20 protein-coding genes and 1 tRNA gene are annotated in these 23,327 nt (G+C 68.8%); 9 read left to right on the top strand and 12 right to left on the bottom strand.

Features of this window, described 5'->3' with window-relative positions; all coding sequences use genetic code 11:
* Nucleotides 1–87: 87 nt before the first annotated feature.
* Genes AC1DYN_RS04130 through AC1DYN_RS04115 form a run of 4 tightly spaced genes read right to left on the bottom strand, consistent with a single transcriptional unit; the run spans nucleotide 88 to nucleotide 4,437 of the window.
* Nucleotides 88–1,020 carry a polysaccharide biosynthesis tyrosine autokinase gene (locus AC1DYN_RS04130; RefSeq protein WP_477957838.1) on the bottom strand — a complete coding sequence of 311 codons (933 nt, stop codon included), beginning with the start codon at nucleotides 1,018–1,020 and terminating at the stop codon, nucleotides 88–90.
* 24 nt (nucleotides 1,021–1,044) lie between these two features.
* Nucleotides 1,045–2,502, bottom strand: a complete 1,458-nt coding sequence (epsF, locus tag AC1DYN_RS04125) for a chain length determinant protein EpsF (protein ID WP_477957837.1) — start codon at nucleotides 2,500–2,502, stop codon at nucleotides 1,045–1,047.
* A 37-nt stretch (nucleotides 2,503–2,539) separates the two neighbouring features.
* Entirely contained in the window at nucleotides 2,540–3,415 is an 876-nt protein-coding gene (gene epsE / locus AC1DYN_RS04120) for a polysaccharide export protein EpsE (RefSeq protein WP_477957836.1), read from the bottom strand.
* Between the two features lie 20 nt (nucleotides 3,416–3,435).
* The gene (locus tag AC1DYN_RS04115) at nucleotides 3,436–4,437 is read right to left on the bottom strand and encodes an EpsD family peptidyl-prolyl cis-trans isomerase (RefSeq protein ID WP_477957835.1); all 1,002 of its coding nucleotides are present in this window, start codon (nucleotides 4,435–4,437) and stop codon (nucleotides 3,436–3,438) included.
* A gap of 245 nt (nucleotides 4,438–4,682) precedes the next feature.
* On the opposite strand from AC1DYN_RS04115, the gene AC1DYN_RS04110 reads away from it, so the two are divergent.
* The 4 genes from AC1DYN_RS04110 (at nucleotide 4,683) to AC1DYN_RS04095 (ending at nucleotide 6,723) form a co-directional block, all read left to right on the top strand.
* A complete protein-coding gene (locus AC1DYN_RS04110; protein WP_477957834.1) occupies nucleotides 4,683–5,156 on the top strand; it encodes a DUF2726 domain-containing protein in 474 nt (157 codons plus the stop codon).
* A 56-nt stretch (nucleotides 5,157–5,212) separates the two neighbouring features.
* Nucleotides 5,213–5,485, top strand: coding sequence for a hypothetical protein (locus AC1DYN_RS04105; RefSeq protein WP_477957833.1), 273 nt, complete (start codon nucleotides 5,213–5,215; stop codon nucleotides 5,483–5,485).
* 11 nt (nucleotides 5,486–5,496) lie between these two features.
* Nucleotides 5,497–6,054 (top strand): chlorite dismutase family protein, encoded by a 558-nt coding sequence (locus tag AC1DYN_RS04100; protein ID WP_477957832.1) that lies wholly within the window; start codon nucleotides 5,497–5,499, stop codon nucleotides 6,052–6,054.
* 75 nt (nucleotides 6,055–6,129) lie between these two features.
* A complete protein-coding gene (locus AC1DYN_RS04095; RefSeq protein WP_477957831.1) occupies nucleotides 6,130–6,723 on the top strand; it encodes a hypothetical protein in 594 nt (197 codons plus the stop codon).
* Here the strand turns inward: AC1DYN_RS04095 and AC1DYN_RS04090 are convergent.
* Together AC1DYN_RS04090 and AC1DYN_RS04085 are read right to left on the bottom strand one after the other, a co-directional pair.
* Nucleotides 6,720–7,871: an ATP-binding protein gene (locus AC1DYN_RS04090; RefSeq protein WP_477957830.1), complete on the bottom strand. Its 1,152-nt coding sequence runs from the start codon at nucleotides 7,869–7,871 to the stop codon at nucleotides 6,720–6,722. The genes AC1DYN_RS04095 and AC1DYN_RS04090 overlap by 4 nt on opposite strands.
* Nucleotides 7,872–7,941: 70 nt before the next feature.
* Nucleotides 7,942–9,138, bottom strand: a complete 1,197-nt coding sequence (locus AC1DYN_RS04085; RefSeq protein ID WP_477957829.1) for a GAF domain-containing sensor histidine kinase — start codon at nucleotides 9,136–9,138, stop codon at nucleotides 7,942–7,944.
* 208 nt (nucleotides 9,139–9,346) lie between these two features.
* Between AC1DYN_RS04085 and AC1DYN_RS04080 the strand changes: the two genes are divergently transcribed.
* Nucleotides 9,347–10,411, top strand: a complete 1,065-nt coding sequence (locus AC1DYN_RS04080; RefSeq protein ID WP_477957828.1) for a substrate-binding domain-containing protein — start codon at nucleotides 9,347–9,349, stop codon at nucleotides 10,409–10,411.
* 42 nt (nucleotides 10,412–10,453) lie between these two features.
* Nucleotides 10,454–10,876, top strand: coding sequence for a hypothetical protein (locus tag AC1DYN_RS04075; protein ID WP_477957827.1), 423 nt, complete (start codon nucleotides 10,454–10,456; stop codon nucleotides 10,874–10,876).
* Here the strand turns inward: AC1DYN_RS04075 and AC1DYN_RS04070 are convergent.
* Complete coding sequence (locus AC1DYN_RS04070; protein ID WP_477957826.1) at nucleotides 10,863–11,525, bottom strand: PEP-CTERM sorting domain-containing protein; 663 nt, start codon at nucleotides 11,523–11,525, stop codon at nucleotides 10,863–10,865. The genes AC1DYN_RS04075 and AC1DYN_RS04070 overlap by 14 nt on opposite strands.
* Nucleotides 11,526–11,741: 216 nt before the next feature.
* On the opposite strand from AC1DYN_RS04070, the gene AC1DYN_RS04065 reads away from it, so the two are divergent.
* Nucleotides 11,742–13,316: an ABC transporter substrate-binding protein gene (locus AC1DYN_RS04065; protein ID WP_477957825.1), complete on the top strand. Its 1,575-nt coding sequence runs from the start codon at nucleotides 11,742–11,744 to the stop codon at nucleotides 13,314–13,316.
* Here AC1DYN_RS04065 and AC1DYN_RS04060 read toward each other — a convergent pair.
* The gene (locus AC1DYN_RS04060) at nucleotides 13,292–16,471 is read right to left on the bottom strand and encodes a response regulator (RefSeq protein WP_477957824.1); all 3,180 of its coding nucleotides are present in this window, start codon (nucleotides 16,469–16,471) and stop codon (nucleotides 13,292–13,294) included. The two genes, AC1DYN_RS04065 and AC1DYN_RS04060, sit on opposite strands and share 25 nt — an antisense overlap.
* Complete coding sequence (locus AC1DYN_RS04055; RefSeq protein WP_477957823.1) at nucleotides 16,468–18,066, bottom strand: ABC transporter substrate-binding protein; 1,599 nt, start codon at nucleotides 18,064–18,066, stop codon at nucleotides 16,468–16,470. The genes AC1DYN_RS04060 and AC1DYN_RS04055 overlap by 4 nt, the downstream gene beginning before the upstream one ends.
* A gap of 188 nt (nucleotides 18,067–18,254) precedes the next feature.
* Between AC1DYN_RS04055 and AC1DYN_RS04050 the strand changes: the two genes are divergently transcribed.
* A complete protein-coding gene (locus tag AC1DYN_RS04050; RefSeq protein WP_477957822.1) occupies nucleotides 18,255–19,250 on the top strand; it encodes a substrate-binding domain-containing protein in 996 nt (331 codons plus the stop codon).
* Nucleotides 19,251–19,257: 7 nt separating this feature from the next.
* Nucleotides 19,258–22,014 carry a response regulator gene (locus AC1DYN_RS04045; RefSeq protein ID WP_477957821.1) on the top strand — a complete coding sequence of 919 codons (2,757 nt, stop codon included), beginning with the start codon at nucleotides 19,258–19,260 and terminating at the stop codon, nucleotides 22,012–22,014.
* An 8-nt stretch (nucleotides 22,015–22,022) separates the two neighbouring features.
* On the opposite strand, the gene AC1DYN_RS04040 is transcribed toward AC1DYN_RS04045, so the two are convergent.
* The 3 genes from AC1DYN_RS04040 to AC1DYN_RS04030 all read right to left on the bottom strand — a co-directional run bounded on the left by AC1DYN_RS04040 (nucleotide 22,023) and on the right by AC1DYN_RS04030 (nucleotide 23,296).
* Complete coding sequence (locus AC1DYN_RS04040; RefSeq protein WP_477957820.1) at nucleotides 22,023–22,361, bottom strand: hypothetical protein; 339 nt, start codon at nucleotides 22,359–22,361, stop codon at nucleotides 22,023–22,025.
* A 189-nt stretch (nucleotides 22,362–22,550) separates the two neighbouring features.
* A tRNA-Ser gene (locus AC1DYN_RS04035) sits at nucleotides 22,551–22,637 on the bottom strand.
* 59 nt (nucleotides 22,638–22,696) lie between these two features.
* Nucleotides 22,697–23,296 (bottom strand): transposase, encoded by a 600-nt coding sequence (locus AC1DYN_RS04030; RefSeq protein WP_477957819.1) that lies wholly within the window; start codon nucleotides 23,294–23,296, stop codon nucleotides 22,697–22,699.
* Nucleotides 23,297–23,327 lie beyond the last annotated feature (31 nt).

Raw genomic sequence — 23,327 nt, 5'->3', positions numbered from 1 at the left:
CGGCCGCCGTGGAACCGGCTTTGCCGGGCCACTGGCGGCGCCCCCTTGAGGGGGGGGCGCGGAGCGCCTCCGGGGGTGGGTGTCATTTCAATAGTCGTTGAGGACCACGCCGGCCAGCTTGGCGGGGCTCTCGGCCAGGCTGCTGACCAGGTCCTGCAGGCCGTTCATGCGGCACTGGTCCTTGCGCGCGATCGCGAGTGCCGAACCGCAGCGCGCGGCGATCACGCCGGCGTCGGCGCCGTACGACGCGGCCGGCGTGTCCACCAGCACGTGGTCGAACTTGGACAGCAGCTCGCGCAGCAGCAGCTTGAAGGCCGGCCGCTCGACCAGTTCCAGCGGGTTCGGCGGCGTCACGCCCACCGGCAGCAGGAACAGGCTCGGCAGGTCGGGCACCTGGTGGATGACATTGGTTTCCTTGCGCCCGCTCAGCACGTTCGACAGCCCGGCGCCGTTCGGCACCGCGAACACCTCGTGCTGGCGCGGCCCGCGCATGTCGGCGTCGACCAGCAGCGTGCGCCCGCCCAGCTGGGCCAGCGTGACCGCCAGGTTGGCCGCGAAGAAGGTCTTGCCGTCGCCCGGCTCCGGGCTCACGACCGCCAGCGCACGCTTGGGCTCGTTGGCCGAGAACAGCCGCATCATCAGCTGGCTGCGGATGGCGCGGAACGATTCGGCCTGCTGGCTGAACGGCTGCACCGCGGCCACCAGCTCACGGCTCAGGTCGCGCCGCTCTTCGGGCGCGTACGGGTAGTGGAACTGCTGCGACAGGGCATACAGCACGTCGTCGTCGGTGGCCARGCCCATTGCCACCGCCGCCTCGCCGAAGCGCAGCCGGTGCTGGCGCTGGTAGGCCAGCACCGATTCGACCTGCTCCGGCGAGAGCTGCCGCAGGTCGGCAATGATGTCGCCGATGCTGCGGTCATGCAGCTGCGTGCCGTTTGCCTGGCCCTGGAACATGCCGTCGATGCTTTCGGCACTGCGTTCGCCGCCGCGCGCACCGTTGGCTCCGCCATAGGCCCCCATACCGTCTCTCATGTTGGCCATGGTTCAACGCCCCCTTGCGCCGTTGCTGACTGCCATCTTCGATGACGCGTTCGGCAGCCGCGCGAGCACGCGCGACGGCAGCACGAAGCGTTGCTTGCCGCCGAGCAGGCGCCCGCGCATCGGCTGCGGGATCATGCCGATCACCGGCAGCCCGATGCTGCGCACCAGGTCTTCCGGGCTGCGCACGCGCCGGTCCATCAGCTCGCGCAGCAGCGCGATGCCCACCGCCAGCAGCAGGCCGAGGAAGGTGGCCACCAGCATGTTCAGCAGCAGCTTGGGCGACGAGTGCTTGGCCGGCACCGCCGCGCGCGTCAGGATCGACACGTTGGTCTGGTTGTTCTGGCTCTCCAGGCTGGTCTGCGTCAGGCGTGCGGCCACCGCGTCGTAGGCACGCTGCGAGGCCTCGAGGTCGCGCTGCATCACCATCGCCTCGTCGCGCTGGTCCTTCAGCTTCAGCACCTTGGCGCGCTGCGCCTCCAGCGCGGCGCGCACGTCGGCCTCGCGCGACTTGTTGATGTTGTTGCTGATGCCCATGCTGCTGCTGACGCGCCGCACCTCGGTGTCGTAGCGCGAACGCAGCTCGGTGATGTTGGCCTTCAGCTCCAGCACCTGCGGGTTGGCGTCGCCCAGGCGGGTGCTCAGCTGCTGCAGCTGGGCCTCCTGGCGCGACAGGTCGGCGCGCAGGCCGGCCACCACCGGGTTGTTGATCACGTCGGGCAGCTGGTTCGGCGAGGCCAGCGCCTGCTGTTGCCGGCTGGTCGATTCGGCGCTCAGCGCCTGCATCGTGATCAGTTGCGTCGACAGCTCGTTCAGCTTGGCGTTCTCGACGTCGAAGCGCTCGTCGCCGGACACCAGGCCGTGCTCCTTCTGGTAGGTCGACAGCCGGGCCTGGGCCTTCTCCAGCGCCTCGCGCAGCTCCTTGGCGCGGCTGTCGAAGAAGCTGCTGTACTGCTTGGCCGGGTCGACGCGCAGGTCGAGGTTGGTGTCGATGTAGGCCTGCACGAAGGCGTTCGCCATCGCGGCACTGAACTTCGGATCGGGCGACACGTAGCTCACGCTCAGCACGTTGCTCTCGCGCGAGGGCTTCACGTCCAGGTGGGTCTGCAGCGCGTTGGCGAGCCAGGCCTCGAACTCGCCGGCGCCGTCGGTGGTCTCCATCCACTTGGCACGGCTTTCCGGGCTCTGGTTGAGCTTCATGTCGCGCACCACGCGCTGCGCCACGCGGTCGCTCTGGATGATGTCGACCTGGGTCTGCATGTAGCCCGGCGCCATCATGCCGGCCAGGACCATGCCGGCGATCGGGTCGGGCGACTTGACGTCGACCACCAGCGCCGCGCTGGCGGTGTATTTCTTCGGCAACAGCAGGCTCAGGGCCAGCGCCACGCCGATGGTGAACAACAGCATCGCGAGCGCCGCCTTCCAGCGGGCGCGCAGGATCGACATGAATTGCGAGAAGGACATGGGGCGAGGCTCGCAGCGGTGAGGTTGTCGTGGAGGGTCAGAACAGGCTTTCGCGCACGTAGATCACGTCGCCGTTCTGCAGCGTGTCGCTCATGCCGGGTTGCAGTTCCTGCACCTGGCCTTCGGCGTTGCGCCGGTGCACGCGCAGGCCGCGCGTGGTGCCGCGCTGTGTCAGGCCGCCGCCGCTGGCCAGCGCCTGCATCAGCGTCATGTTGGCCTCCAGCCGGATCGCGCCGGGGCGTTGCACTTCGCCGTAGATGTAAATGGTGGGCATGCGCTCGACGTAGAGCGTGTCGCCGTTCAGCACCACCGGATCCTGGCTTTGGGCACCATTTGCAAATAGTGCGGCAATATCGACCTGAAGACGGTACGGTTGCCCGTTGCGGATACCGGTCAAGATGACAACATCGCTGCCGCCGGGGGCGATGCCGCCGGCCTGCGCGAGCAGTTCGCTCAGGCGCATGCCGCTCACGTCGATCGGGAAACGCCCCGGCCGGTTGACCATGCCGAGGGCTGACGCCTGGTTGCCGCGCACCTGCGTCACCAGCACCGTCACCTGGGGCTGTTTGATGAAATTACCGGTTCGCAGCGCGTCGGCCAGCGTCTTCTCGATCTGCGGCACCGTCAGGCCGCCCACCGTCACCTGGCCCAGCAGCGGAAAGCTGATCTGGCCGGTCTCGGAGACGCGGGTCTCGATCGACAGGTCGGGGTTCTGGTAGACCGCGACGCGCAACACGTCGCCGGCGCCGATCACGTAGTCGCGCTGCTTGGTCTCCGGGGGCGGCGCGATCGCCGCCGGCGGGTTGCCGCTGGAGACGGCAGCGGTGGCGGCCGGCGCCTGCGCGCCGGCCCACGGCGCGGCCAGGGCCAGCAGGAGCGAAAGTGCGAGTGCCGCGTAGCGTTTCATCGTCATGGCCATCGAGGGAGGTTGCATCACTTCAAGTTGGAGAGTCCCTTGTTGACGGACGAGGCGTCGAGCGTTGCCGGCCCGGAGGCGCCGTCCGTGGCGGCGACGGCGGCGGTGGGCGTCGTCACCACCACCGGGGCCGGGCCGTCGGCCGGGGCCGGATCCTTGCCGGTGCCGGCGAGCGCGAATTTGCCTTCGTATTCGATGCGGGCGGTGGCGCGCAGCTGCTTGATCTGCTGGTCCACCACCTGGCGCTTGCGGTCGACCAGCAGGTACTGCTGGATCGCCGTCTTCGCCTCGCTCTCGGCCAGCGGCGCCGGCTTGACCGACACCACCGTCAGGATGCGCGCGCCGAGCGGGCCGCCGACCATGTGCGATTGCCCTTCGCGCAGGTTGAGCATTGGCGCGGCGGCCTGCATCGGCAGCGCGTCGGCGCCCTGCGTCAGCTGGCGCGTGCCGAAGCGCAGGCCGGCGCTGCGCAGCAGCGCGGCGACGTCGTCGGCGCCCTTGGCCGCGTCGACCTGCGGCTTCAGCGATTGCTGCTGCGCGGGCGTGGCCTCGACGGCGGTCTCGACCAGCGAGTAGACGCGGCGCTGCGCGAACAGCTCGGGGTGCGCGTTGTAGTACTGCTTGACGTCCTGGTCGGTCGGCACGGCGGCACTTTCGGCCAGCTTCTCGGCGTAGGCGCGGGCCAGGATGTCGCGGCGCGAGGCCTCGATGGCCAGCATCACGCGCGGGTCGCGGTCGAGGCGCTGCTCGTTGGCGGCCTGCAGCGCGAGTTCCTGGTCGATCAGCGCGTCCAGCGTCTTGCGGCTGGCGGTTTCAAGCTGTTCCGGCTTCAGGGTGCCCTGGCGCTGCAGCAGGTAGTTGATCTGGTGGACGGAGATCTCCTGCTTGTTCACCTTGGCCGCCACCTGCGTCGCACCCTCGCGTTTGCTGCCGCAGGCAGCCAGCACGAGCGCGCAAGCGAGCGCGGCGCCGAGGCGCAGGACGGGACGGGCGACAGTGGTGGTGCGTGTACCTGGCAAGTAACTCTCCTCACGTGTCCGCCGCTTGTGTGACCTTGTGGGACATCACTCGGGAAGACACCGATATGACAAAAACAGAATCCGGTATGAGCAAGACTGATGCCTATGTCACGAACCGCACGGTGGGCGGTTGCAATTGCGGGGCTTGGTTACATGCGCGCGGACCCTGTGACGCCCGGAGTACCCCCTTGAATGAGTGGGGTTCCCGCACAATGCATCGATCGCAATCGACCCGAGGGTTCCGAATGACGTTCGTGCTCGTGGTGACCGCACTGGTGCTGGGGGTGCTGGCCTTGCTGGGGGTGATGAAGAACCGCGCGTCGCGCGAGCCGGGCGCGGCGCCGCGCGCGCGGCGGCCGCTGTCGAAGCAGGAGCTGCCGATGTTCCAGCGCCTGCGCGAGGCCTTTCCGGGGCAGGTGGTGCTGGCGCAGGTGTCGCTGTCGGCGCTGTTGACGGCGGCACATCGCTCGACGCGCAGCCGCTTCGACCGCCAGTTCGCGAACTTCGTCGTCTGCACCGATGCGTCGGAGGTGCTGGCGGTGATCGAACTGGATGATGCCGCGCACGCGCGCGACGCCGGCGAGGTGGCGGCGCGCGACCAGATGCTGGCCGCGGCCGGCTACCGGGTGCTGCGCTTCAAGCGCCTGCCCAGCGAGATCGAGCTGCGCACGGCCGTGACGCGCGCGAGCGCCGAGCCGGTGGCCGACAGCGCCGCGTAAATTCGGCCGGATTTGCCGGCACCTTTCCGAACTTCTTGCCGATTCGTCGTTTCACCATGTCGTCACGTTCCATATTCACCACTTTCGGCGTGCTGGCCGCCGTGCTGGCGCTGGCCGTCGTGCTCAACCCGTCGGCCGAGCGCCACCGCGACAGCGTGCGCGCCGCCATCGGCGAGCGCAACGCGCTGGCGCGTGCGCTGGGCATCGGCTCGCTGGCGGCGCTGGTGTCGAGCTACCACTCGCTGGGCGTCGCGTCGTACACCTCGGTGAACGGCCGCACGCTGTCGTGGGGAGCGTTCGGCATGGTGTTCGTGACCGACACGCCGTGAGCGGAACGACGATGGCGTCCCGGCTGCTCCATTTCGTCGGCGGGGCACGCGGCGCTTGGCGGGTGGACAGCGTGCGTGCCGTGAGCGGCGAGCCCCTGCCGCAGGTCGCGCGGCTCGAGGTGTGCGGCGGGGCCGCGGCTGCGCCGGACGGCGCCTGGCATTTGCGCGGCGTCACCAGCAACGAGCGCTATGTGGAGCGGGCCGAGAAGGCGCAGCTGCTGGCGCGGCAGCCTGCGCTGGGCCGGCCGGAGGCGACGCGGGCAGCGCTGATCCCGATCCGCAAGAGTGCGGGCTGGTGGGCGCTGACGCAGGACGAGCGGCGCGACGTCTTCGAGGCGCAATCGCGCCACATCGGCATCGGGCTGGGCTACCTGCCGGCGGTGGCGCGGCGGCTGCACCACTGTCGCGACCTGGGCACGCCGGAACCGTTCGACTTCCTGACCTGGTTCGAGTACGCGCCGGTCGACGAGGCGGCCTTCGACGCGCTGGTGCAGGCGCTGCGGGCGACGCCGGAGTGGGCGTGGGTGGAGCGCGAGGTGGACATCCGGTTGAGCCGCGACGCGGGGTGATGCGGCGGGTTTGCTATCGTTCGGCCCGCCGCCGAGATGGCGGATCCGAGACGAGGCACCCATGAGGAGGATTCGATGACCCATTCGCGCACGGCAGCCGTTGTTGTTGCGGCGCTGATCGTGCTGGCCGCGGCGCCTGCTGCACGGGCGGCGGACGGTGGCGGGCCGCTGAAGCTCTTGATCGGAGGCGGCTTCACGTCCGGCGGCGACAACCTGGTGGGCACGGCGCTGGCCGACGGCTCGACGCCCGAGATGAAGGCCGGGCGCGGGCTGCAGGCATATGCCGGGGGCGAGTACTGGATCACCGAGCCGCTGGCGGTGCAGATGACGATCGGCTTCCAGTTCGACCGGCGCAAGGTGGGCGGCGGCAACCTGATGTTCCAGCGCTTCCCGCTGGAGGTGATGGGGCTGTATGCGATCACCAACAACCTGCGGCTCGGGGCGGGTGCACAGGTGGTGTTCGGTGCACGGCTGCGCGGCAGCGGCGATGCGGCCTCGCTGAGCCAGTCGTACAAGCACAGCACCGGGCGCGTGATCGAAGGCGAGTTCCTGATCACGCCGCACACGGCCGTGAAGCTGCGGCACGTGAGCGAGAAGTTCACCGCCGGCGATGGCGCCCCGAAGATCAAGGGGGACCATGTGGGGGTGATGTTCAGCTACTACTTCTAGGCGGCCGCACCAGGCGCCAGCAGGTCCTGCAGCGATGCATCCTCGAGGGCATAGACACCGCGCGAAGCGCGCCAGATGAGCCACTTCTCCTGCAGCGCCTGCAGTGCTGCCTGCACTGACGTCGTGTCGACCTTGGTCGCCGATTCGGCCGGTTCGCCTGCCTCCTTCAACGCCTTGCGRTACTTGTCGAGCGTGCCCGCTTCGAAGGGCCGGTAGTTGGTGCCGCTTTCGGCAAGCACGTACAACACGGCAGTCTGAAGCGGGGTGAGTGCGTGTATGACGCGCATGGTTTCGGCCGTTGCGGCCTCGATCTGTTCGTCGACGGCCGTCGCGAATCGACCAGGAACGTCCGTAGCGGCGATGTTGAAGTCGAACCGAAGCGAATCGGCTGCGGCGCCGAGCAATTCCGGCCGCCACCCTGTCTTCTCGAACAACGGCCACACCTTCTCGGGGTCGAGCGCCGCAGGCAGGCCCACGTGCTTGCAGAACCATTCGATGTAGTCCTTGTCCAGATGCGGGAAGCTGACCAGCGGTGCGCCGTAGAAGGCTTGGTCCTTGCTGTTGCGCAGCATCGCGAGCTTGTCGCGGTTGGATCCGGTGCACACCAGGCGCAGGCCGGAGTGCGCGCTGCTGTTGAGTTCGTCGCGCGCCGCTTTCAGGGCGAACAAGGTGTCCATGCCGGCCTGGCTGGTGAGGGCATGCTGGGCTTCGTCGATCACGATCACGATGGGCAGCTTCACTTCGTCGGAGAGCGCTGCGAGCGCTTTGGCCAGCGTGACGTCCTTGCCGATGCCGATGCGATCGAGCGAGAAATCAATGCCGCCGACCTTGCCGCCGCTGATGCCTATGCCCTTGGCGAGCTTCTTGATGGCGTTGTCGTGCTTGCTCATCTCGGCGCGGATCGCGGCGGCAAGCAGCTCGCTCGGATCGACATTGCGGTCGGCCCACAGGTCGACATAGACGACGAGCGCGCCTTTGGCCTCCAATGCAGGGCGCAGGTCTTCTCGGACGAAGGTGGACTTGCCAGTACGCCGCGGCGCAGCCAGGAAGACTCCGGATGGCGATGCCGACGTGGGCGAGCTTTGCAGGATTTGTTGAGACAACTGGCCTGCCAGCGTGGGACGATGGAAGATCGATGCGTCGGCCATGCTGCACCTTCTATGGTTAATTATGGTGAATTATAAAACTCTATAGTTCACCAGTTTCCTGGGCCGAACCTCAGCCCTCGCGCATCGGCAACCGGGCCGTGAAGGTGGTGCCGCCCTCGGCACTCGACGACACCTCCAGCCGCCCGCCATGCGCCTGCGCAATCTGCGCGCAGATGTAGAGGCCCAGGCCCAGCCCTTCGCGGTTCGAGGCGCCCGTGCCGCGGCGGAAGGGCTGGAAGATGCTCGCCAGGCTGGTGGCCGCGATCGGCTCGCCTTGGTTGTGCACGCGCACCACCAGCTCGCCATCTTCTTCTCGCACGTCGAGCCGCACCGCGCCGTCGGCGGACCCGTGCACCAGCGCATTGCCCAGCAGGTTGGCCGCCAACTGCTGCACGCGGCCCGGATCGCAATGAACGGGGTTTGCGACGTCGATGTCGGCGGCGATGGCCCGGCCCGGCTGCGCATCGCGCAGCTCGGCCACGACGGCGCGCAGCGGCAAGCCGATGTCGGCCACGTCGACCGGCTGGATGTCGATGCCGCCGCCCAGCCGGGCCCGCGCCAGATCCAGCGTGTTGTCGATCAGCGTGCCCATGCGCCGGCTGTTGCGCACGATGCGCCCGGCCAGGGTTCGCACCTGCTCGGGCTGGTCGGCCTGCCGCTGCAGCAGCGTGCCGCAGGCCGACAGCGCCGCCAGCGGCGTGCGCAGGTCGTGCCCCAGCACCGCGATGAACTGCTCGCGCAGCTCGCCGAGCGCGCGTTCGTCGAGCAGCGCGGCGTGCTGGGCCTCGCTGCGCCGCTCGGCCTCCAGCTGCAGCGCGATCAGCTGCGCGAACGACGTGAACATCGCCACCGTCGCCGGGTTGGCCACCCGCGCCGGCTTCGGGTCGATCGCGCACAGGTTGCCGAAATACTGGCCGTCCGACAGCACGATCGGCACCGAGATGTAGCTCTCGATCGCATACGTCCGCGGGGTGTGGTGGTTGCACCAGGCCGCATCGAGGCTCGCATGGTCGATCGCGATCGGCGCGAGGGCGGCGCGCACCTCCCTGCACAGCGTGGTCGACACGTCGAGCTGGCCGCCGGGCTGCAGGTTGAAGGCGATGGTGTCGTGCACCGCGCAGGCCGTCCAGGTGCCGTCGGTCACCCGTGCGACGGCGGCGAAGCCCATGCCGGTGGACTCGCTGACGATGCGCAGCACCATCGGCACGGCACCGATGCGTCCGATGGTGTGGACGTCGCGCAGGATCTCGGCGGGGCTGTCTCCCATGCGCGGACTGTAGCGGACACCTCCATCGCCCTGCCGCATGTAGCCGCGCGTACTACATCGCCGTGCCCTGCTCGCCATGGCGCGAGCTGTGCGTTTCGTTGCAGCTGGCCGCTGCGCGTCAGGGTTTGCATCGATCCGTTACACGGCGGTACGACCTTACCTTGCGCTGCCATCCAGCACTTCGACTGGAGCTCAACCGAGACAAGCCATGAACCGTAGAAGACTCCTGCTTTCGCTGACAGCCCCGGCCTTGCTGGCCACCACCCGCATGGCGCGTGCCGCCGTCGCCGACAAGGGCCTGATCGGCGTGTCGATGCCCACGTTCTCGTCCCGGCGCTGGGTCGAGGACGGCCTGAGCATGATGCGCACGCTGAACAAGCTGAACTACACCGTCGACCTGCAGTACGCCATCAACAACGCGGGCGACCAGCCGGGCCAGGTGCAGAAGATGATGGACAACGGCGCCAGGGTGGTGGTGATCGGCGCGAGCGACAGCTCGGCCTTCACGGCGGTGCTGAACAACGCGGCGAAGAAGGGCGTGAAGGTCATCGCCTACGACCGGTTGATCCGCGACAGCGGCAACGTGGATGCGTACGCCACCTTCGACAACTTCGAGGTCGGCGTGCTGCAGGGGCGCGACATCGAGACGCGCCTGAAGCTGCGCGAAGGCGGCAAGGGCGTGATCGAGCTGTTTGCCGGTGCGCCCGACGACAACAACTCGCACTTCTTCTACAACGGCGCGATGTCGGTGCTGAAGCCCTATATCGATTCGGCTGCGCTGACCGTGGGCTCGGGCAAGGCCGCGATGGCCGACGTGGCCACGCCGCAATGGAGCGGCGCGATCGCGAAGGCGCGGCTGCAGGCGATGCTGAAGTCGATCTACGCGAAGCGCCGGCTCGACGCCATCCTGTCCCCCAACGACAACACCAGCGTCGAGCTGCTGACGGCGTTGCAGGGCGTGGGCTACGGCACCGCGGCACAGCCCTGGCCGGTGGTGACCGGGCAGGATGCCGAGCTGAACTCGGTGCGCTCGATCCAGCGCGGCGAGCAGTCGTCGACCGTCTTCAAGGACACGCGGCAGCTGGCGGTGCGGGTGGCCTCGATGGTGGACGAGTACATGAACGGCAAGCCGGCCACCATCAACGACACCAAGACCTACAACAACGGCGTGAAGGTGGTGCCGTCGTACCTGCTGAAGCCGGTGTTCGTCAACAAGGCGAACTGGCAGGCGGTGCTGGTGGAGAGCGGGTTCTACCAGCAGGGCCAGATCTGAGAGAGGGTGCGGCGCGCGGCACAATCCGGCGCAGGAGGTCCTGTGCTGAAATTTCTGCTGCGCTGCCTGTTCTTCATGGCCGGTGTCGCGCTGCTGTGCGACATCGGCTTGCCCACGCGCACCGAGACGCTGAAGGTGGACCAGCACACGAGCCGCGTGAACGACGGGATGTCCGGGCGGCGCGACAGCAGTTCGGGCGACACCAGCTACACCTTGCACTTGATCGGCGGTCTCGTGTCGTCGTGCTCGGTCGGCCATGCGGCCTACAACAAGCTGCGCGACGGCGACACGGTGGATGTGCGGTCGACCCGGCTGTTCCGCCAGTGCTTTCGCATTGCGCGCGGCGACGAAGTGATCGAGGTCAGTCGCTACTGGCGTTGGATCGCGGCCGTGATCGGCTGCGTGCTGATCGCGACGGCGATCGGTTGGCTGCGGCAGGACGAGGACGGCATCAGCCTGGCATGAAAGCCAGCCCACCGGGGGCCGACGTCGGGCCTGCCGCAGGTCGCACGGTTCCGCGTCGAATGATCCACAGCGCCCCCAAGCCGGCCAGCAGCAAAACCAGGGTCGACGGCTCGGGGACGGTACTGACCGTGAAGCTGGTCAGTCGCGCTGACAACACCGAACCGGCATGGAAGCTGTCCTGCAGCATGAAATAGCCCTCTGTCCATCCGTGCGACAGCCAATCGTCGGACGGCAAGGCATTGCCGGAGAACGAGGTGTCGGGACCGAACAGCATCAGGGCATAGGTGATCCCGTTTCTCTTCGTCCCGAAGAAAGCCAGGTCCGTCGGTTCCGGGGTGTAGAGATAGTGGTCCGCAACCGAGATCCCTCCGCCACTTGAAGAGAGGTCGGGAGAGCCGGAGGGAAACCGGACCTCCATCCCGTATTTGGCATCGCCGTACCAGTAGTCCATGCCGTCGGCCGAACTGCTGGCGACGTAGGTGCCCGGGTCGCGATCGAAGAGAAAAGTTCCGCTGATGAAGCTGCCCGGATCGGGGTAGCCCGTGGTGGTGTTGCGCACTTCGGCGGTAAACGACAAGGTCACCGGCTCTGCGCGTGCGAATGCGGGCAGCAAGGCGCAGGCTGAAAGGAGAAGGGGTAGCAGCTTCACTGGATCTCCCGTTTGAATGAGGGCGGAAACTCAGTCTACGTCAGGGCTCTCGAACGAACGGCGGGGCACGGCCGAGACCCATGAAGCGCGGCGCCTCACGAGCTTCGGGCAGAGGTGGGGCTTGAGTCGACGATGCGTTCAACAGGCACAAAACGGCACACACAGGACGTGCACCGGCGCAGAATGTGCTGTGCCGACAACCTGCAGGAGACGGCCATGAATTCGAGATCGAGGTGGGCAGCATTGCTGATCGCGACGCTCCCGGTCATGGCGTCGGCGCAGGACGCCAAGCCCAAGACCGAGGTCTACAAGGCCGCGACCGTGAACGTCGGCGACATCGTCCCGCCGCGCGTCGTGGCTCCCTGCAAACCCGGCCGCTGTCCGTTCGCCGGACAGACCGTCACGATGCTGATCATCAAGGAAGCCAACGAGGGCGCCCTGGGCGAACTCAGGGCCGAGTTCGAGGCCGCCACCGGCGCCAAACTCAACCTGGTCCAGCTCACGCACCAGGACCTCTTCCCCACCTTCATGTCCGACCTCACCACCCATGCCGGCAAGTACGACGCCGCGTACGCCGGGGCCTGGTGGCTGGGCGAACTGGTCGCCGGCGATTACATCCTGTCGTACGACAAGTACTTCAAGGACCCGCGCTTCCCGCAGTGGAGCCTGGACGACGTGCTGCCCGCACCGCGCAGCCTGCTGTCGTATGCCGGCAAGAAGTACATGGTGGCCAACGACCACGACGGCCAGGTCATGTACTACCGGCGCGACCTGCTGGAAGACCCCAAGCACCGGGCCGCGTTCCGGCAGAAGTACGGCTACGCGCTCGATGTGCCCAGGACCTGGGCGCAGTTCCGCGACGTGGCCGAGTACTTCAACGGCAAGGACCTCAACGGCGACGGCGAGCCCGACCACGGCCTGTCGATGCACCTGAAGGTCGGCGCCCAGGGCATGTTCCATTTCATGTCGTTCTCGGCACCGTTCGTGATCGGCCCCGACAGCCCGAAGCTGTACTGGTTCGACCCCCAGGACATGCGCCCGCTGATCGCCAGCCCCGGGCACGTGCGTGCGCTCGAAGCCTTCGTCGACCTGGTCCGTTTCGGCCCCAAGGACATGCGCAACTGGGACCTCGGCCAGAGCTGGGACTACCTGCTCGCCGGGCGCGCGGCGCTCACCTTCACCTGGGGCGACCTGGGCGCGCTGGCGCAGCAGCCCGGCAGCAAGGTCAAGGGCAAGCTCGGCGCGGCACCGGTGCCGGGCACGCGCGAGTACTACAGCGTCGTGCGCCGCGACTGGGTCGCCAGCGCGCAGCCGAACGTGGTGGGCAACACCACCGGCGGCTCCTGGGCGGGCGTGATCTCGAAGTACTCGAAGGCGCCGGAGGCGACCTACTACCTGCTCGCCCTGCTGGCGGCCCAGGAGAAATCCAAGGTCTATGCGGTGCGCGGCTGGGATGGCATCGACCCCGGGCGCCGGTTCCACTTCCTGCCGCCCGACGGCACCGGGCAGGTCGACACCTACCTGAAGGCCGGCTGGAACGAGGTGGACGTGCGCGACTACCTGCACGCGTACTTCGAGAACTTCAGCAACCGGCTGCAGTTTCCCTACCTGCGCATCCCCGGTGCCTTCAGCTACTGGCAGGCACTCGACGTGCACCTGGGCGAGGCCGTGGCCGGGCAGTTGAGTGCCGAGGGGGCGCTGAAGGCCGCCGCGGTCGACTTCGAGGAGATCACGCTGCGCCTGGGTCGCGAGCGCCAGCGCAGCGCCTACCGCAAGTCCTTGGGGCTGTAGACCTCGGCCAGTTCGCCCAGCACCGCGTCCAGCTGCCGCGACACCTCGTGCACCAGCGCGCCGATGTCGGCGTCGCCGGCGTGCGCCACGCAGGCCTGTTCCAGCGCGGCCGCCGCTTCCTGCAGCGCCGGCATGCCCAGCGTGCCGGCCTCGCACTTCAGGTCGTGCGCCGAGCGCATCGCGGCATCGGGGTCCCCCGCCGCACGCGCGGCCTGGAAATGCGGCACGAACTGCGCCTCGCGCTCGCGGAACATGCCCAGCATGCGGCGGTACAGCACGTCGTTGCCGCGAACGTTGGCCAGCCCGCCGGCGCTGTCGATGCCGCTGCGCCGCGGCTTCACCCAGCGCGCCAGCGTGGCGAACATCTCGTCCACCACGATCGGCTTGGCGATGTGGTCGTCCATGCCGGCCGCGATCACGGCCTCGCGGTCGCCGACCATCGCGTTGGCCGTCATCGCGATCACCGGCAGCGTGCGCAACGCCGGCCGCTCGCGCAGCGCACGCGTCGCGGCGTAGCCGTCCATCAGCGGCATCTGGCAGTCCATCAGCACCGCGTCGAAACGCTCGCGGGCCAGCACGTCCAGCGCCTCCTGGCCGTCGCAGGCGATGCCGACGCGCACGCCGGCGCGACTCAGCAAGTCCACCGCCAGCTCGCGGTTGATCGCGTTGTCCTCGACCAGCAGGATGTGCGCGCCGGCCAGCGCGGCCCGGCGGTCCAGCAGCGCATCCGCGCGCCGCGCGCTGCGCGTGGGCACGAGCGGCATGCGGCCGAGCGCGGTGATGCAGGCGTCGAACAGCGACGACGGCGTGACCGGCTTGGTCAGCAGCGCGCCCACCGTCAGCTGCCGCTCRGCCAGGTGCTGGCGCACCTCTTCGCGCCCGAAGGCCGTGGCCATCAGCACCACCGGCGCCGGGTGGCGCAGCACCGCCCGGTCGACCAGCGCCTGCGCGCAGGCCACGCCATCCATGCCGGGCATCTTCCAGTCCAGCAGCAGCAATTGGTAGGGCCGGTCGCCGGCATCCGCCTGCACCACCCGCTGCAGCGCCTCTTCGCCGCCGGCAGCGGCGTCGACCTGCAGGCCCAGCGCCCGGCTCATCTCGACCAGCACCTCGCGCGCGGCGGCGTTGTCGTCGACGACGAGGACGCGCGTGCCCGACAGGCTGTCGTGGCGATCGATCGGCGTCTGTGCCGCCGCGCCGGGCTGCAGGCCGAAGCCCAGTTCGAAGTGGAACCGGCTGCCGCGGCCCGGCTCGCTGTCGACCGCCAGCTCGCCGCCCATCAGGAGCACCAGGTGCCGGCTGATGGCCAGCCCGAGGCCGGTGCCGCCGTAGCGCCGGCTGGTCGAGGCGTCGGCCTGCGTGAAGGGCAGGAACAGGCGTTCCTGCTGCTCCGGGCTCATGCCGATGCCGGTGTCGCGCACCTCGAAGCGCAGCCGCACCGAGGCCTCGCTCTCCTCGACCACCCGCACCGCCACGACGACCTCGCCGGCAGTGGTGAACTTGACGGCGTTGTTGCCCAGGTTGAGCAGCACCTGGCCCAGGCGCGACGGGTCGCCCACCAGCGCGGTCGGCAGCTGCAGCGGCATCTCGAGCAGCAGTTCCAGGTCCTTCTCGTCGGCCTTCATGCCGACCACGTTGCTCAGGTTGTCCATCACCTCGCCGAGGCCGAACGGGATGCTCTCGATGTCGAGCTTGCCGGCCTCGATCTTCGAGAAGTCGAGGATGTCGTTGATGATGCCCAGCAGCGATTCGGCCGAGGCGTTCACTTTCTGGATGTAGTTGTGCTGCCTGGCATCCAGGCCGCTCTGCAGCGCCAGGTGCGACATGCCGAGGATCGCGTTCATCGGCGTGCGGATCTCGTGGCTCATGTTGGCCAGGAAGCTGCTCTTTGCGCGATTGGCCAGCTCGGCGGCGTCCTTGGCGCGTTGCGCCTCGCCGAACACCGACTCGAGGTGCGCGATGGTGTCGGCCAGCTGCTGCGTCATGCTGTTGATGCTGCGCGCCAGCACGCCGATCTCGTCGCCGGACTCGACCGCGGCGCGCGCCGACAGGTCGCCGGCGGCGACGCGGCCGGCCACCCCGGTGAGGCGGCGCACCGGCCCGACGATGCTGCGCTGGAAGCGGTAGGCGAGCACCACCGCCACCAGCACCGCCAGCAGGGCGACCGCCGCGGCGGCGAGGCGGGTGTCGGCGATGCGGCGCACGGCGCCGGTCAGCGCAGTGCCCAGCGCTGCCTGCTGGCCGCTCGTGAGCCTGGCCAGGCGCTCCAGCATCACCTCGGCCTGCGGCGCCACCTGGGTGCGGTACAGGTAGAGATCCTCGTAGGCGCGCTCGCCGTTCAGGATGCCGATGATCTGCAGCGCCAGCTCGGTCACTTCGGCGCGCTGGCGCGCCAGGTGGTCGAGCAGCGCGTTCTGCTGCGCGTCGAGCACGCCGCGCCGTGCCGCCACCGAGTTCCAGGCCGCGGCGTTGGTGGACAGCTGGGGGCCATAGGCCAGCTTGAAGCTCAGTTCGCCCGACGCGCCGTAGGCGATGAGGTTGGTCACCATCGCGTCGAACGAGGTCTGGAAGCGCAGCAGGTCGGCCACCAGTTCGCGGCTTTGCGGGCTCGATTCGCGCGAGCGCTGCAGTTCGATGATGCGGCTGATGCCATCGAGCACCTGCACGCGCCGGGCCTGCACGTCGACGCGCGACAGCCGCAGCGCCGGCTGGTTCTTCAGCGAGTTGTCGTGCAGGTCGAACAGCTGCTTCGGCAGGCTCTCCCAGCGGCGGTAGTCGGCGGTCAGCTCGTCGACCAGGCGGGCCGCGTCCGCCTCGGGCCAGCTGTTGGACATCGCCTGCAGCGCGGCCAGGCGGTCCTCGAACTCGCGCCGGGACGCCTGGTACTGCTGCACGTCCTGCGGGTCGCTGAGCACCAGGTAGCCGCGCACGTGCAATTGCATGCTCAGCAGGCTGGCCTGCGCCTGTGTCGACGCGAGCGACGCGGGGCGGCGCAGGTTCTCGGCCAGCGCGATGTCGCGCGTCAGGTGCTGCCCGCCCAGCAGGGCCAGCAGCACGACCAGCACGGTGGCGCCGGCCAGCACGCCGAAGGCTGCCGTCAGCTTGCTGCCGATGCCGAGCGCGTGCCAGCGCTCCCAGGCCGCGGGCCGGCTCATCGCGACAGGCCAAGGGAGGCCCGGAAGGCGCTGCGCTGCGCGTTGCGCCCGAGCCGCACCGTGATTTCCTCGAAGTCGACGGAGGCGGCCGTGAGGGCGGCTTGCGGGCTCAGCTGGCCGCTCGCCGCGGCGGCCAGGCGCAGGTCCAGCGACTGCCAGTAGCTGAAGGCCCCCGGGATGCGCAGGTAGGGCAGCTGCAGCGGGTTGCTGAAAGTGTCGTCGTAGGCCTGCAGGTAGTCGCGCACGTCGGTGCCGTCCCAGCCCGCCTTCAGGTAGTCGTCCAACCGGGCGCTGCCCTTGGGCGGCAGCAGGTGGTAGCGGCGGCCCGGGTCGATGCCGTCCCAGCCGCGCGCCGCGTACACGCGCGACTTCGGCTCGCTGGCCATCAGCGCCAGCAGGTAGTAGGTGGCGGCCGGGGCCTTCGAGGTGCGGGAGAGCACGCCCGCCCAGGAGCCGCCGGTGGTGTTGCCGACGCGATTGGGCTGCTGCGTCTTCACCCACCTGCGCTGGCCGAGGTCGTAGTACTCGAAGGTGCCGGGCAACTGCGCCGAGCCCACCTTGCCGCGCACCCGGCTGCCCGGCTGCTGCGCGAGCGCGCCGAGATCGCCCCAGGTCAGCGTGAGCGCGGCGCGTCCGGCCAGGAAGTGGTCCCAGCCGCGGCCGAGGTCCCAGTTGAGCATCTCCTTCGGGCCGAACTGCACCAGGTCGACCAGCGTGGCGAGGGCGCGCACGTGGCCCGGGCTGTCCAGCAGGGGCTTCATGGTCTGCGGGTCGAACCAGTACAGGCGCGGGTTGTCCGGGCCGATCACGAAGGGGGCGGACAGCGACATGTAATGGAACATGGCCTGTGCGCCGGCGCGCAGCGACAGCACCACGCCGTGGTCCGGTTCGCCGTCGCCGTTGAGGTCCTTGCCGTTGAAGTAGTCCGCGATGTCGCGGAACTGCTCCCACGTGGCCGGCGGGGCGAGCGGGTAGCCGTGGGCCTTCTGGAAGGCGGCCCGGTGCTGCGGGTCGGCCAGCAGGTCGCGGCGGTAGTACATCACCTGGCCGTCGTGGTCGTTGGCCACCATGTACTTGTGGCCGCCGAACTCGAGCAGGCTGCGCGGCGCCGGCAGCACCTCGCCGATGTCCCAGGCCGGGAAGCGCCGATCCTTGTAGTAGCGGTCGTAGGGGACGATGTGGTTGCCGGCGATCAGCTCGCCGAGCCACCAGGCGCCGGCGATGCAGGCGTCGTAGCGGCCGGTGCCGCTGGTCAGGTCGGACATCAGGGTGGCGAACAGTTCTTCGTGCGGCCGCTGCACGATCTCGAGCGTGGCGCCGGTGGCGGCCTCGTACTCCTGCTTGATCTCCAGCACCGGCCCGCCGATCCCCTGGCTGTCGGCGACCAGCACCGTCACGTGCTGGCCCGCGAACGGGCAGTGGCCCGGCTTGCAGGGTTCCGCCACGCGGGGCGGAACCAGGTCGCTGGGGCGCACCACGGTCGTGTCGGACCCCTTGAGCTTGGGCTGCGGGTCGGCGCCTTGCGCCAGGCTCGCACCGAGCAGACCCGCCGTGAGCGCGAAGACGGCCCGCGCTGACCAAAGCTTGCTACCCATGCTCGTCTCCTCAACGCACACCGTTGGGCGACAGGGATCTTGCGCCTTCGACCGCGGGTGGTGGGCCTCCGTCGGGCCGTTTCCAGGGTAAACGAGAACGTCGAGCGCGGCATTGACAAGCCGATGCATCGGCACATCATCTCCGGGTGGCGGCGTCTCTGTCCGGGCGCAGTACGAGGAGCGGGCGAATGATCAACCGGCGCAGTGCATTCGCGTGGGGCGGGGCCTGGATGCTGACCCTGGCCGCGGCCGTGCCGCCGGCCCGGGCGCAGCCCCGGTACCGCATCGTCATCATGCCCAAGCTGGTGGGCATCGCGTACTACGATGCCGTCAAGACGGGCATCGATGCCGCCGCGCGGGAGTTGCCCGACGTCGCGGTGACCTGGACCGGGCCGACGCAGGACCAGGTGGAACGGCAGATCGAGATGATCGAGCGCCTGATTCCGGCCCGGCCCGACCTGATCGCGGTGGCGGCCAACGACCCGGTGGCCATCGTGCCGGTGCTGCAGAAGGCGCAGCGCGCCGGCATCCACGTGATGAGCTGGGACGGCGACAGCCAGCTGCGCGAGTTCTTCGTCAACCTGGTGGATTTCGAGGCCTTCGGCAGCCAGCTGGTCGAATCGCTGAGCAGCGAGATCGGCCCGAAGGGCGACGTCGCCATCGTGACGACCAGCTTCTCGGCGCCCAACCAGACCAGCTGGATCGATGCGATGAAGCGGACGATCTACGCGCGCTACCAGGGGCTGCGCATCGTCGACATCCGGCCTGCCGGTGAGAGCACCGAGGAAGCCTTCCGGATCACCCAGGACTACCTGAAATCGCTGCCCGGCCTGAAGGGCATCGTCGCGCTCGGGGCGCCCAACCTGCCGGGTGCCGCGCGCGCGGTGCGCGAGGCCGGGCTGGCCGGCAGGATCGCCGTGGTCGGCAACTCGACGCCGAACCTGATGCGCGAGTTCCTGAAGGACGGCACGGTCCGGACCGTGCTGCTGTGGAACGCGCCGGACCACGGCTACCTCACCGTGCATGCGGCGCGGCAACTGCTGGCCGGCGGGCTGAAGGCGGGGCAGGCCTTCCGGGCCGGCAGGCTGGGCAGCTTCACGCCGCGCCAGGACGCGATCAGCCTGCAGGTGGCCTTGCCCGTCATGGTGTTCACCAAGGCCAACGTGGACCAGCACAACTTCTGAGCCAGCGGTGAAGATCGGCACACGCCTCAACCTTGTCTCGCTGGCGGCCATCCTGGTGATGACCGCGGCCGTGCTCGGCGCGGCGGTGTTCTTTCTCCAGGCGGAACTGCGGAAATCGCGCGAACGGCTGATGCAGCTGGAACTGCAGGCCGCCACGCAGTCGATCCGGCAGCAGCTCAACCGCTCCGGCGTCGTTGCCGCGGGCAAGGAGGCCGAACTGCAGCTGCAGCGGCTGCGCGGCAAGGAGGGTTTCGCGTCGGCCACGCTGTTCATCGTCGAGCGGAACGACAACCGGATCGTCTACCACCCGGACTTCCGGATGGGCGAGCGCGTGGACTACGGCTTCGTCGACGAGATGATGCGGCGCCAAGCGGGCTCGCTGGAGTACGGCTACAAGGGCGATCCGCGCATGGCCGTGTTCCACACGCTGGCGCCGATCGACTGGCTGGTGGGCGTGGCCGTGTCGCGCCACGAGGTGTATGCGGCCATGTTCGGGTTCATGCGCGCGATCGGCGGCATCACCTTCGCCGTGCTGTGCCTGAACGCGATCGCGGTCAGCCTGTTCGGGCGCTGGTTGTTGCGCCGCATCGGCGTGACGCTGGACTGCGTCCGGCGGATCGAGCAGGGCGACGTGTCGGCCCGCATCGCCCTCGGCACGCACACAGGGTCCGAGGATGAGGTCGGCGCCTTGCAGCGCAGCGTCAACGCGATGGGCGAGCGCATCGAGCAGCGCACCCGGGAGCAGCTCGAGACGCAGGAGGCGCTGCGCGCCAGCGAGGCGCGCGTGCGCAGGGTGGTCGAGTCCAGCATGATCGGCGTGTTCTTCTGGGACGTGTCGGGCGCTGTCACCGAGACGAACGATGCCTTCCTCGAGATCATCGGCTACGCCCGCGACGACCTGGGCGCCGGCCTGGTGAACTGGGCCCGGCTCACGCCGCCACAGGAGGCCGAAGCCGACCAGCATGCCATCCGGCAGCTGCGCGACACCGGCCGCTGCCAGCCCTACGAGAAGCACTACATCCGCAAGGACGGGAGCCTGGTGCCGGTGCTCATCGGGGCCGCGCTGCTGAACGATTCGATCCACCAGGGCGTGGCCTTCATCGTCGACCTCACCGAGCGCCGGCAGGCCGAGAGCGACCGCCAGGCGCGCCGCGATGCCGAGGCGGCCAGCACGGCCAAGAGCGAGTTCCTGGCCAACATGAGCCACGAGATCCGCACGCCGATGAACGCGATCCTCGGCATGTCGTACCTGGCGCTGCAAAGCGGGCTGAACCCGCAGCAGCACAACTACGTCCAGAAGGTGCACAGCTCGGCCGAATCGCTGCTGGGCATCATCAACGACATCCTCGACTTCTCGAAGATCGAGGCCGGCAAGCTCGACATGGAGACGATTGCGTTCAGCCTCGGCGACGTGATGGACAACGTGAGCAACCTGCTGGGGATGAAGGCCGACGAGAAGGGCCTGGAGCTGGTGTTCGCGGTGCCGCCGCAACTGCCGGCGCTGATGGGCGATCCGTCGCGGCTGGGGCAGGTGCTGCTCAACCTGGGCAACAACGCCATCAAGTTCACCGAGCGCGGCGAGGTGGTCGTGGCCATCGACGTGCTCGAGCGCGACGCCGCGTCGGTGCAACTGCGCTTCGAGGTGCGCGACACCGGCATCGGCATCGACCGCGAGGAGCAGCAGCGCCTGTTCGAGCCGTTCACGCAGGCGGATGCGTCGACCAGCCGGCGCCATGGCGGCACCGGGCTGGGGCTGGCGATCAGCCGCAACCTGGTGCGGCTGATGGGTGGTGAACTCGCGGTCGACAGCGTGCCGGGGCAGGGCAGCTGCTTCCACTTCGGCGTGCGCTACGGCTTGCAGAAGGCTTCCGGCGCGCCTGCGCCGGCGTTGCGCCGCGAGGGCGTGCGAGGCGGCCGTGCCCTGGTGGTGGACGACAACGCCAGTGCGCGCGACGTGATCGCCGGGATGATTTCGGCGCTCGGCTTGAAGGCCGACACGGCCGGCGACGGCGGGGAGGCGTTGCGCATGGTGGAGCATGCCGACGCGAACGACGAGCCCTACGAGCTGCTGCTGCTGGACTGGAAGATGCCCGGCATGGACGGCATGGAGTGCACGCGGCTGCTGTCGCGGGCTTCGCAGCGGCGCCACCCATTGCCGATGGTGCTGATGCTGACCGCCTTCAGCCGCGCCGACGCGCAGCAGCGCCTGGCCGAGCAGGCGCTTGCGGTGAGTGCGCTGCTCACCAAGCCGGTCACGCCGTCGACGCTGCTCGATGCCTGCAGCAAGGCGCTGGGCGTGGCCGTGCACCATCCCACGCGCGCCGTGCAGCGCCAGGAAGACCTGGCTCGGCACCGGGCGGCCCTGAGCGGCGCGCGCATCCTGCTGGTGGAAGACAACCCCATCAACCAGGAGCTGGCGCTGGACGTGCTGCGGCGCGCCGGCCTGGTCGTGAGCGTCGCCCATGACGGGCAGCAGGCGCTCGACATGCTGGAGGCGCAGCAGTTCGACGGCGTGCTGATGGACTGCCAGATGCCGGTGCTGGACGGCTTTGCCGCGACCCGGGCATTGCGCCGCAATCCGCGGCTGCAAGACCTGCCGGTCATCGCGATGACCGCGAACACGATGGTCGGGGACCGCGAGAAGGTGCTCGCGGCGGGCATGAACGACCACATCGCCAAGCCGATCAAGGTGGAGGAGATGTTCGCGACGCTGGCGCGCTGGGTGCGGCCGGCCGAGCCGGCTGCGAAGCGGGGCTCGGCTTGAATGAGCCGTCAGGATGAACGTCGCGACTCGAGCATCGCGCACACGAAGCCGATGGCCGCGCACGCTCCGGCCCAGGCCGTGAGCAGGCCACCGAAGTTCTTCACCAGGACGAAGGGTGCGAAGCCGCTGGTGAACCAGTGGCTGAGCGGGATGAAGGGCTCCGCGTAGCTGCCGGGCGGGCAGATGGCCTGCATGTCGAACGACGGTGGCTTGCAGCCGGCCATCTCGACGATCTTGCCGGCGCCGATCGTCGAGACGAAGGGCAGGCCGAAGGTCAGGCAGAAGGCGATGAGGCTGCCGGTGGCGAGCCAGAAGACGAACCTGCAGGCGTTTCGATGGTTGGGCATGCGCGCTTGGATGGGGGCGCTCTCGTCGCGCCAGTGGACGAGCCCGGTCTTGTGGCTGATGACGGACTGGCGGAAGCGGTGGGATTCGAACCCTTATCTAAACCATTCTTCTGTGGTTTGAGGGGGTGCAGGGGGGCGCTGCCCTGTGGACAACCTCTCCTTGCTCGATGCACAACTGTGCGACCAATGTGGAAGGCGTGGGATTCGAACCCACGGAGGACTCGCGCCCTCGCCGGTTTTCAAGACCGGTGCCTTAAACCACTCGGCCAGCCTTCCAAACTTGAGTCTAACCGGGACTTGAACCGACCTTCTTCCTCACAGTGGCGAACAGGCGACTAGTCGCACAGTAGAGCCCACGAACGGAATCCGGCGATGGTCGGCACTCGCCCTGCTGTCCGCGGTGTGGGCCGGATTCGCGCTGACCCTGGCCGGGCTGGTGAAGCCTGCCTGCACGAGAGACCCTCTTCCTGAACTCGACGCAGCACCTCGAGCTTCAGTCCCTGATCGTAGTTGGTTCGCTTCTTCGTCGTCACGCCCTTTGCACCATGAGCGCTGTATGCAGCAACCCACTTCCTCAGCGAGTCGAAGCCCACGCCGTACGCCTCAGCTGCGGCCCGCAGACAGGCAACCGAGACGTTGACTCCGCTGCGTTGAAGTTCGATGCGGATGTCGGGCTGCGGCTTCGGGGCGGGCAGTTGCAGGGGGACGAACTCAGGGGCCGGCGGTGCAGACGTCGTCGAGGTCGGTAACGGGGCGAGCAGCGGCGCTCCGCGCTGCTCTGCCTCGTTCACCGATCTGCGCAGCAGGTTCGCATTGATGCCGTTGGCCATCGCCACGGCTGCGCTCGACATGCCAGGTTGCTCGCAGGCCGCCACGAGCTGCGCCTTGAACTCGGCGCTGTGCTTGCGCCTTCGGCGGCGGCCAGCCGCCTTCACTACAGTAGCGTCCACGTGTCCACGGAGAAGT

This window comes from Rhizobacter sp. P2_D12 (assembly GCF_056404395.1).
This window is presented reverse-complemented; position numbering and strand designations above follow the sequence as displayed.

Coding starts and splice junctions, on each gene's coding strand:
- epsF (WP_477957837.1), bottom strand. CDS start 2,502: ATGTCCTTCTCGCAATTCATGTCGATCCTGCGCGCCCGCTGGAAGGCG.
- epsE (WP_477957836.1), bottom strand. CDS start 3,415: ATGACGATGAAACGCTACGCGGCACTCGCACTTTCGCTCCTGCTGGCC.
- AC1DYN_RS04110 (WP_477957834.1), top strand. CDS start 4,683: ATGACGTTCGTGCTCGTGGTGACCGCACTGGTGCTGGGGGTGCTGGCC.
- AC1DYN_RS04105 (WP_477957833.1), top strand. CDS start 5,213: ATGTCGTCACGTTCCATATTCACCACTTTCGGCGTGCTGGCCGCCGTG.
- AC1DYN_RS04100 (WP_477957832.1), top strand. CDS start 5,497: ATGGCGTCCCGGCTGCTCCATTTCGTCGGCGGGGCACGCGGCGCTTGG.
- AC1DYN_RS04095 (WP_477957831.1), top strand. CDS start 6,130: ATGACCCATTCGCGCACGGCAGCCGTTGTTGTTGCGGCGCTGATCGTG.
- AC1DYN_RS04085 (WP_477957829.1), bottom strand. CDS start 9,138: ATGGGAGACAGCCCCGCCGAGATCCTGCGCGACGTCCACACCATCGGA.
- AC1DYN_RS04080 (WP_477957828.1), top strand. CDS start 9,347: ATGAACCGTAGAAGACTCCTGCTTTCGCTGACAGCCCCGGCCTTGCTG.
- AC1DYN_RS04065 (WP_477957825.1), top strand. CDS start 11,742: ATGAATTCGAGATCGAGGTGGGCAGCATTGCTGATCGCGACGCTCCCG.
- AC1DYN_RS04055 (WP_477957823.1), bottom strand. CDS start 18,066: ATGGGTAGCAAGCTTTGGTCAGCGCGGGCCGTCTTCGCGCTCACGGCG.
- AC1DYN_RS04050 (WP_477957822.1), top strand. CDS start 18,255: ATGATCAACCGGCGCAGTGCATTCGCGTGGGGCGGGGCCTGGATGCTG.
- AC1DYN_RS04040 (WP_477957820.1), bottom strand. CDS start 22,361: ATGCCCAACCATCGAAACGCCTGCAGGTTCGTCTTCTGGCTCGCCACC.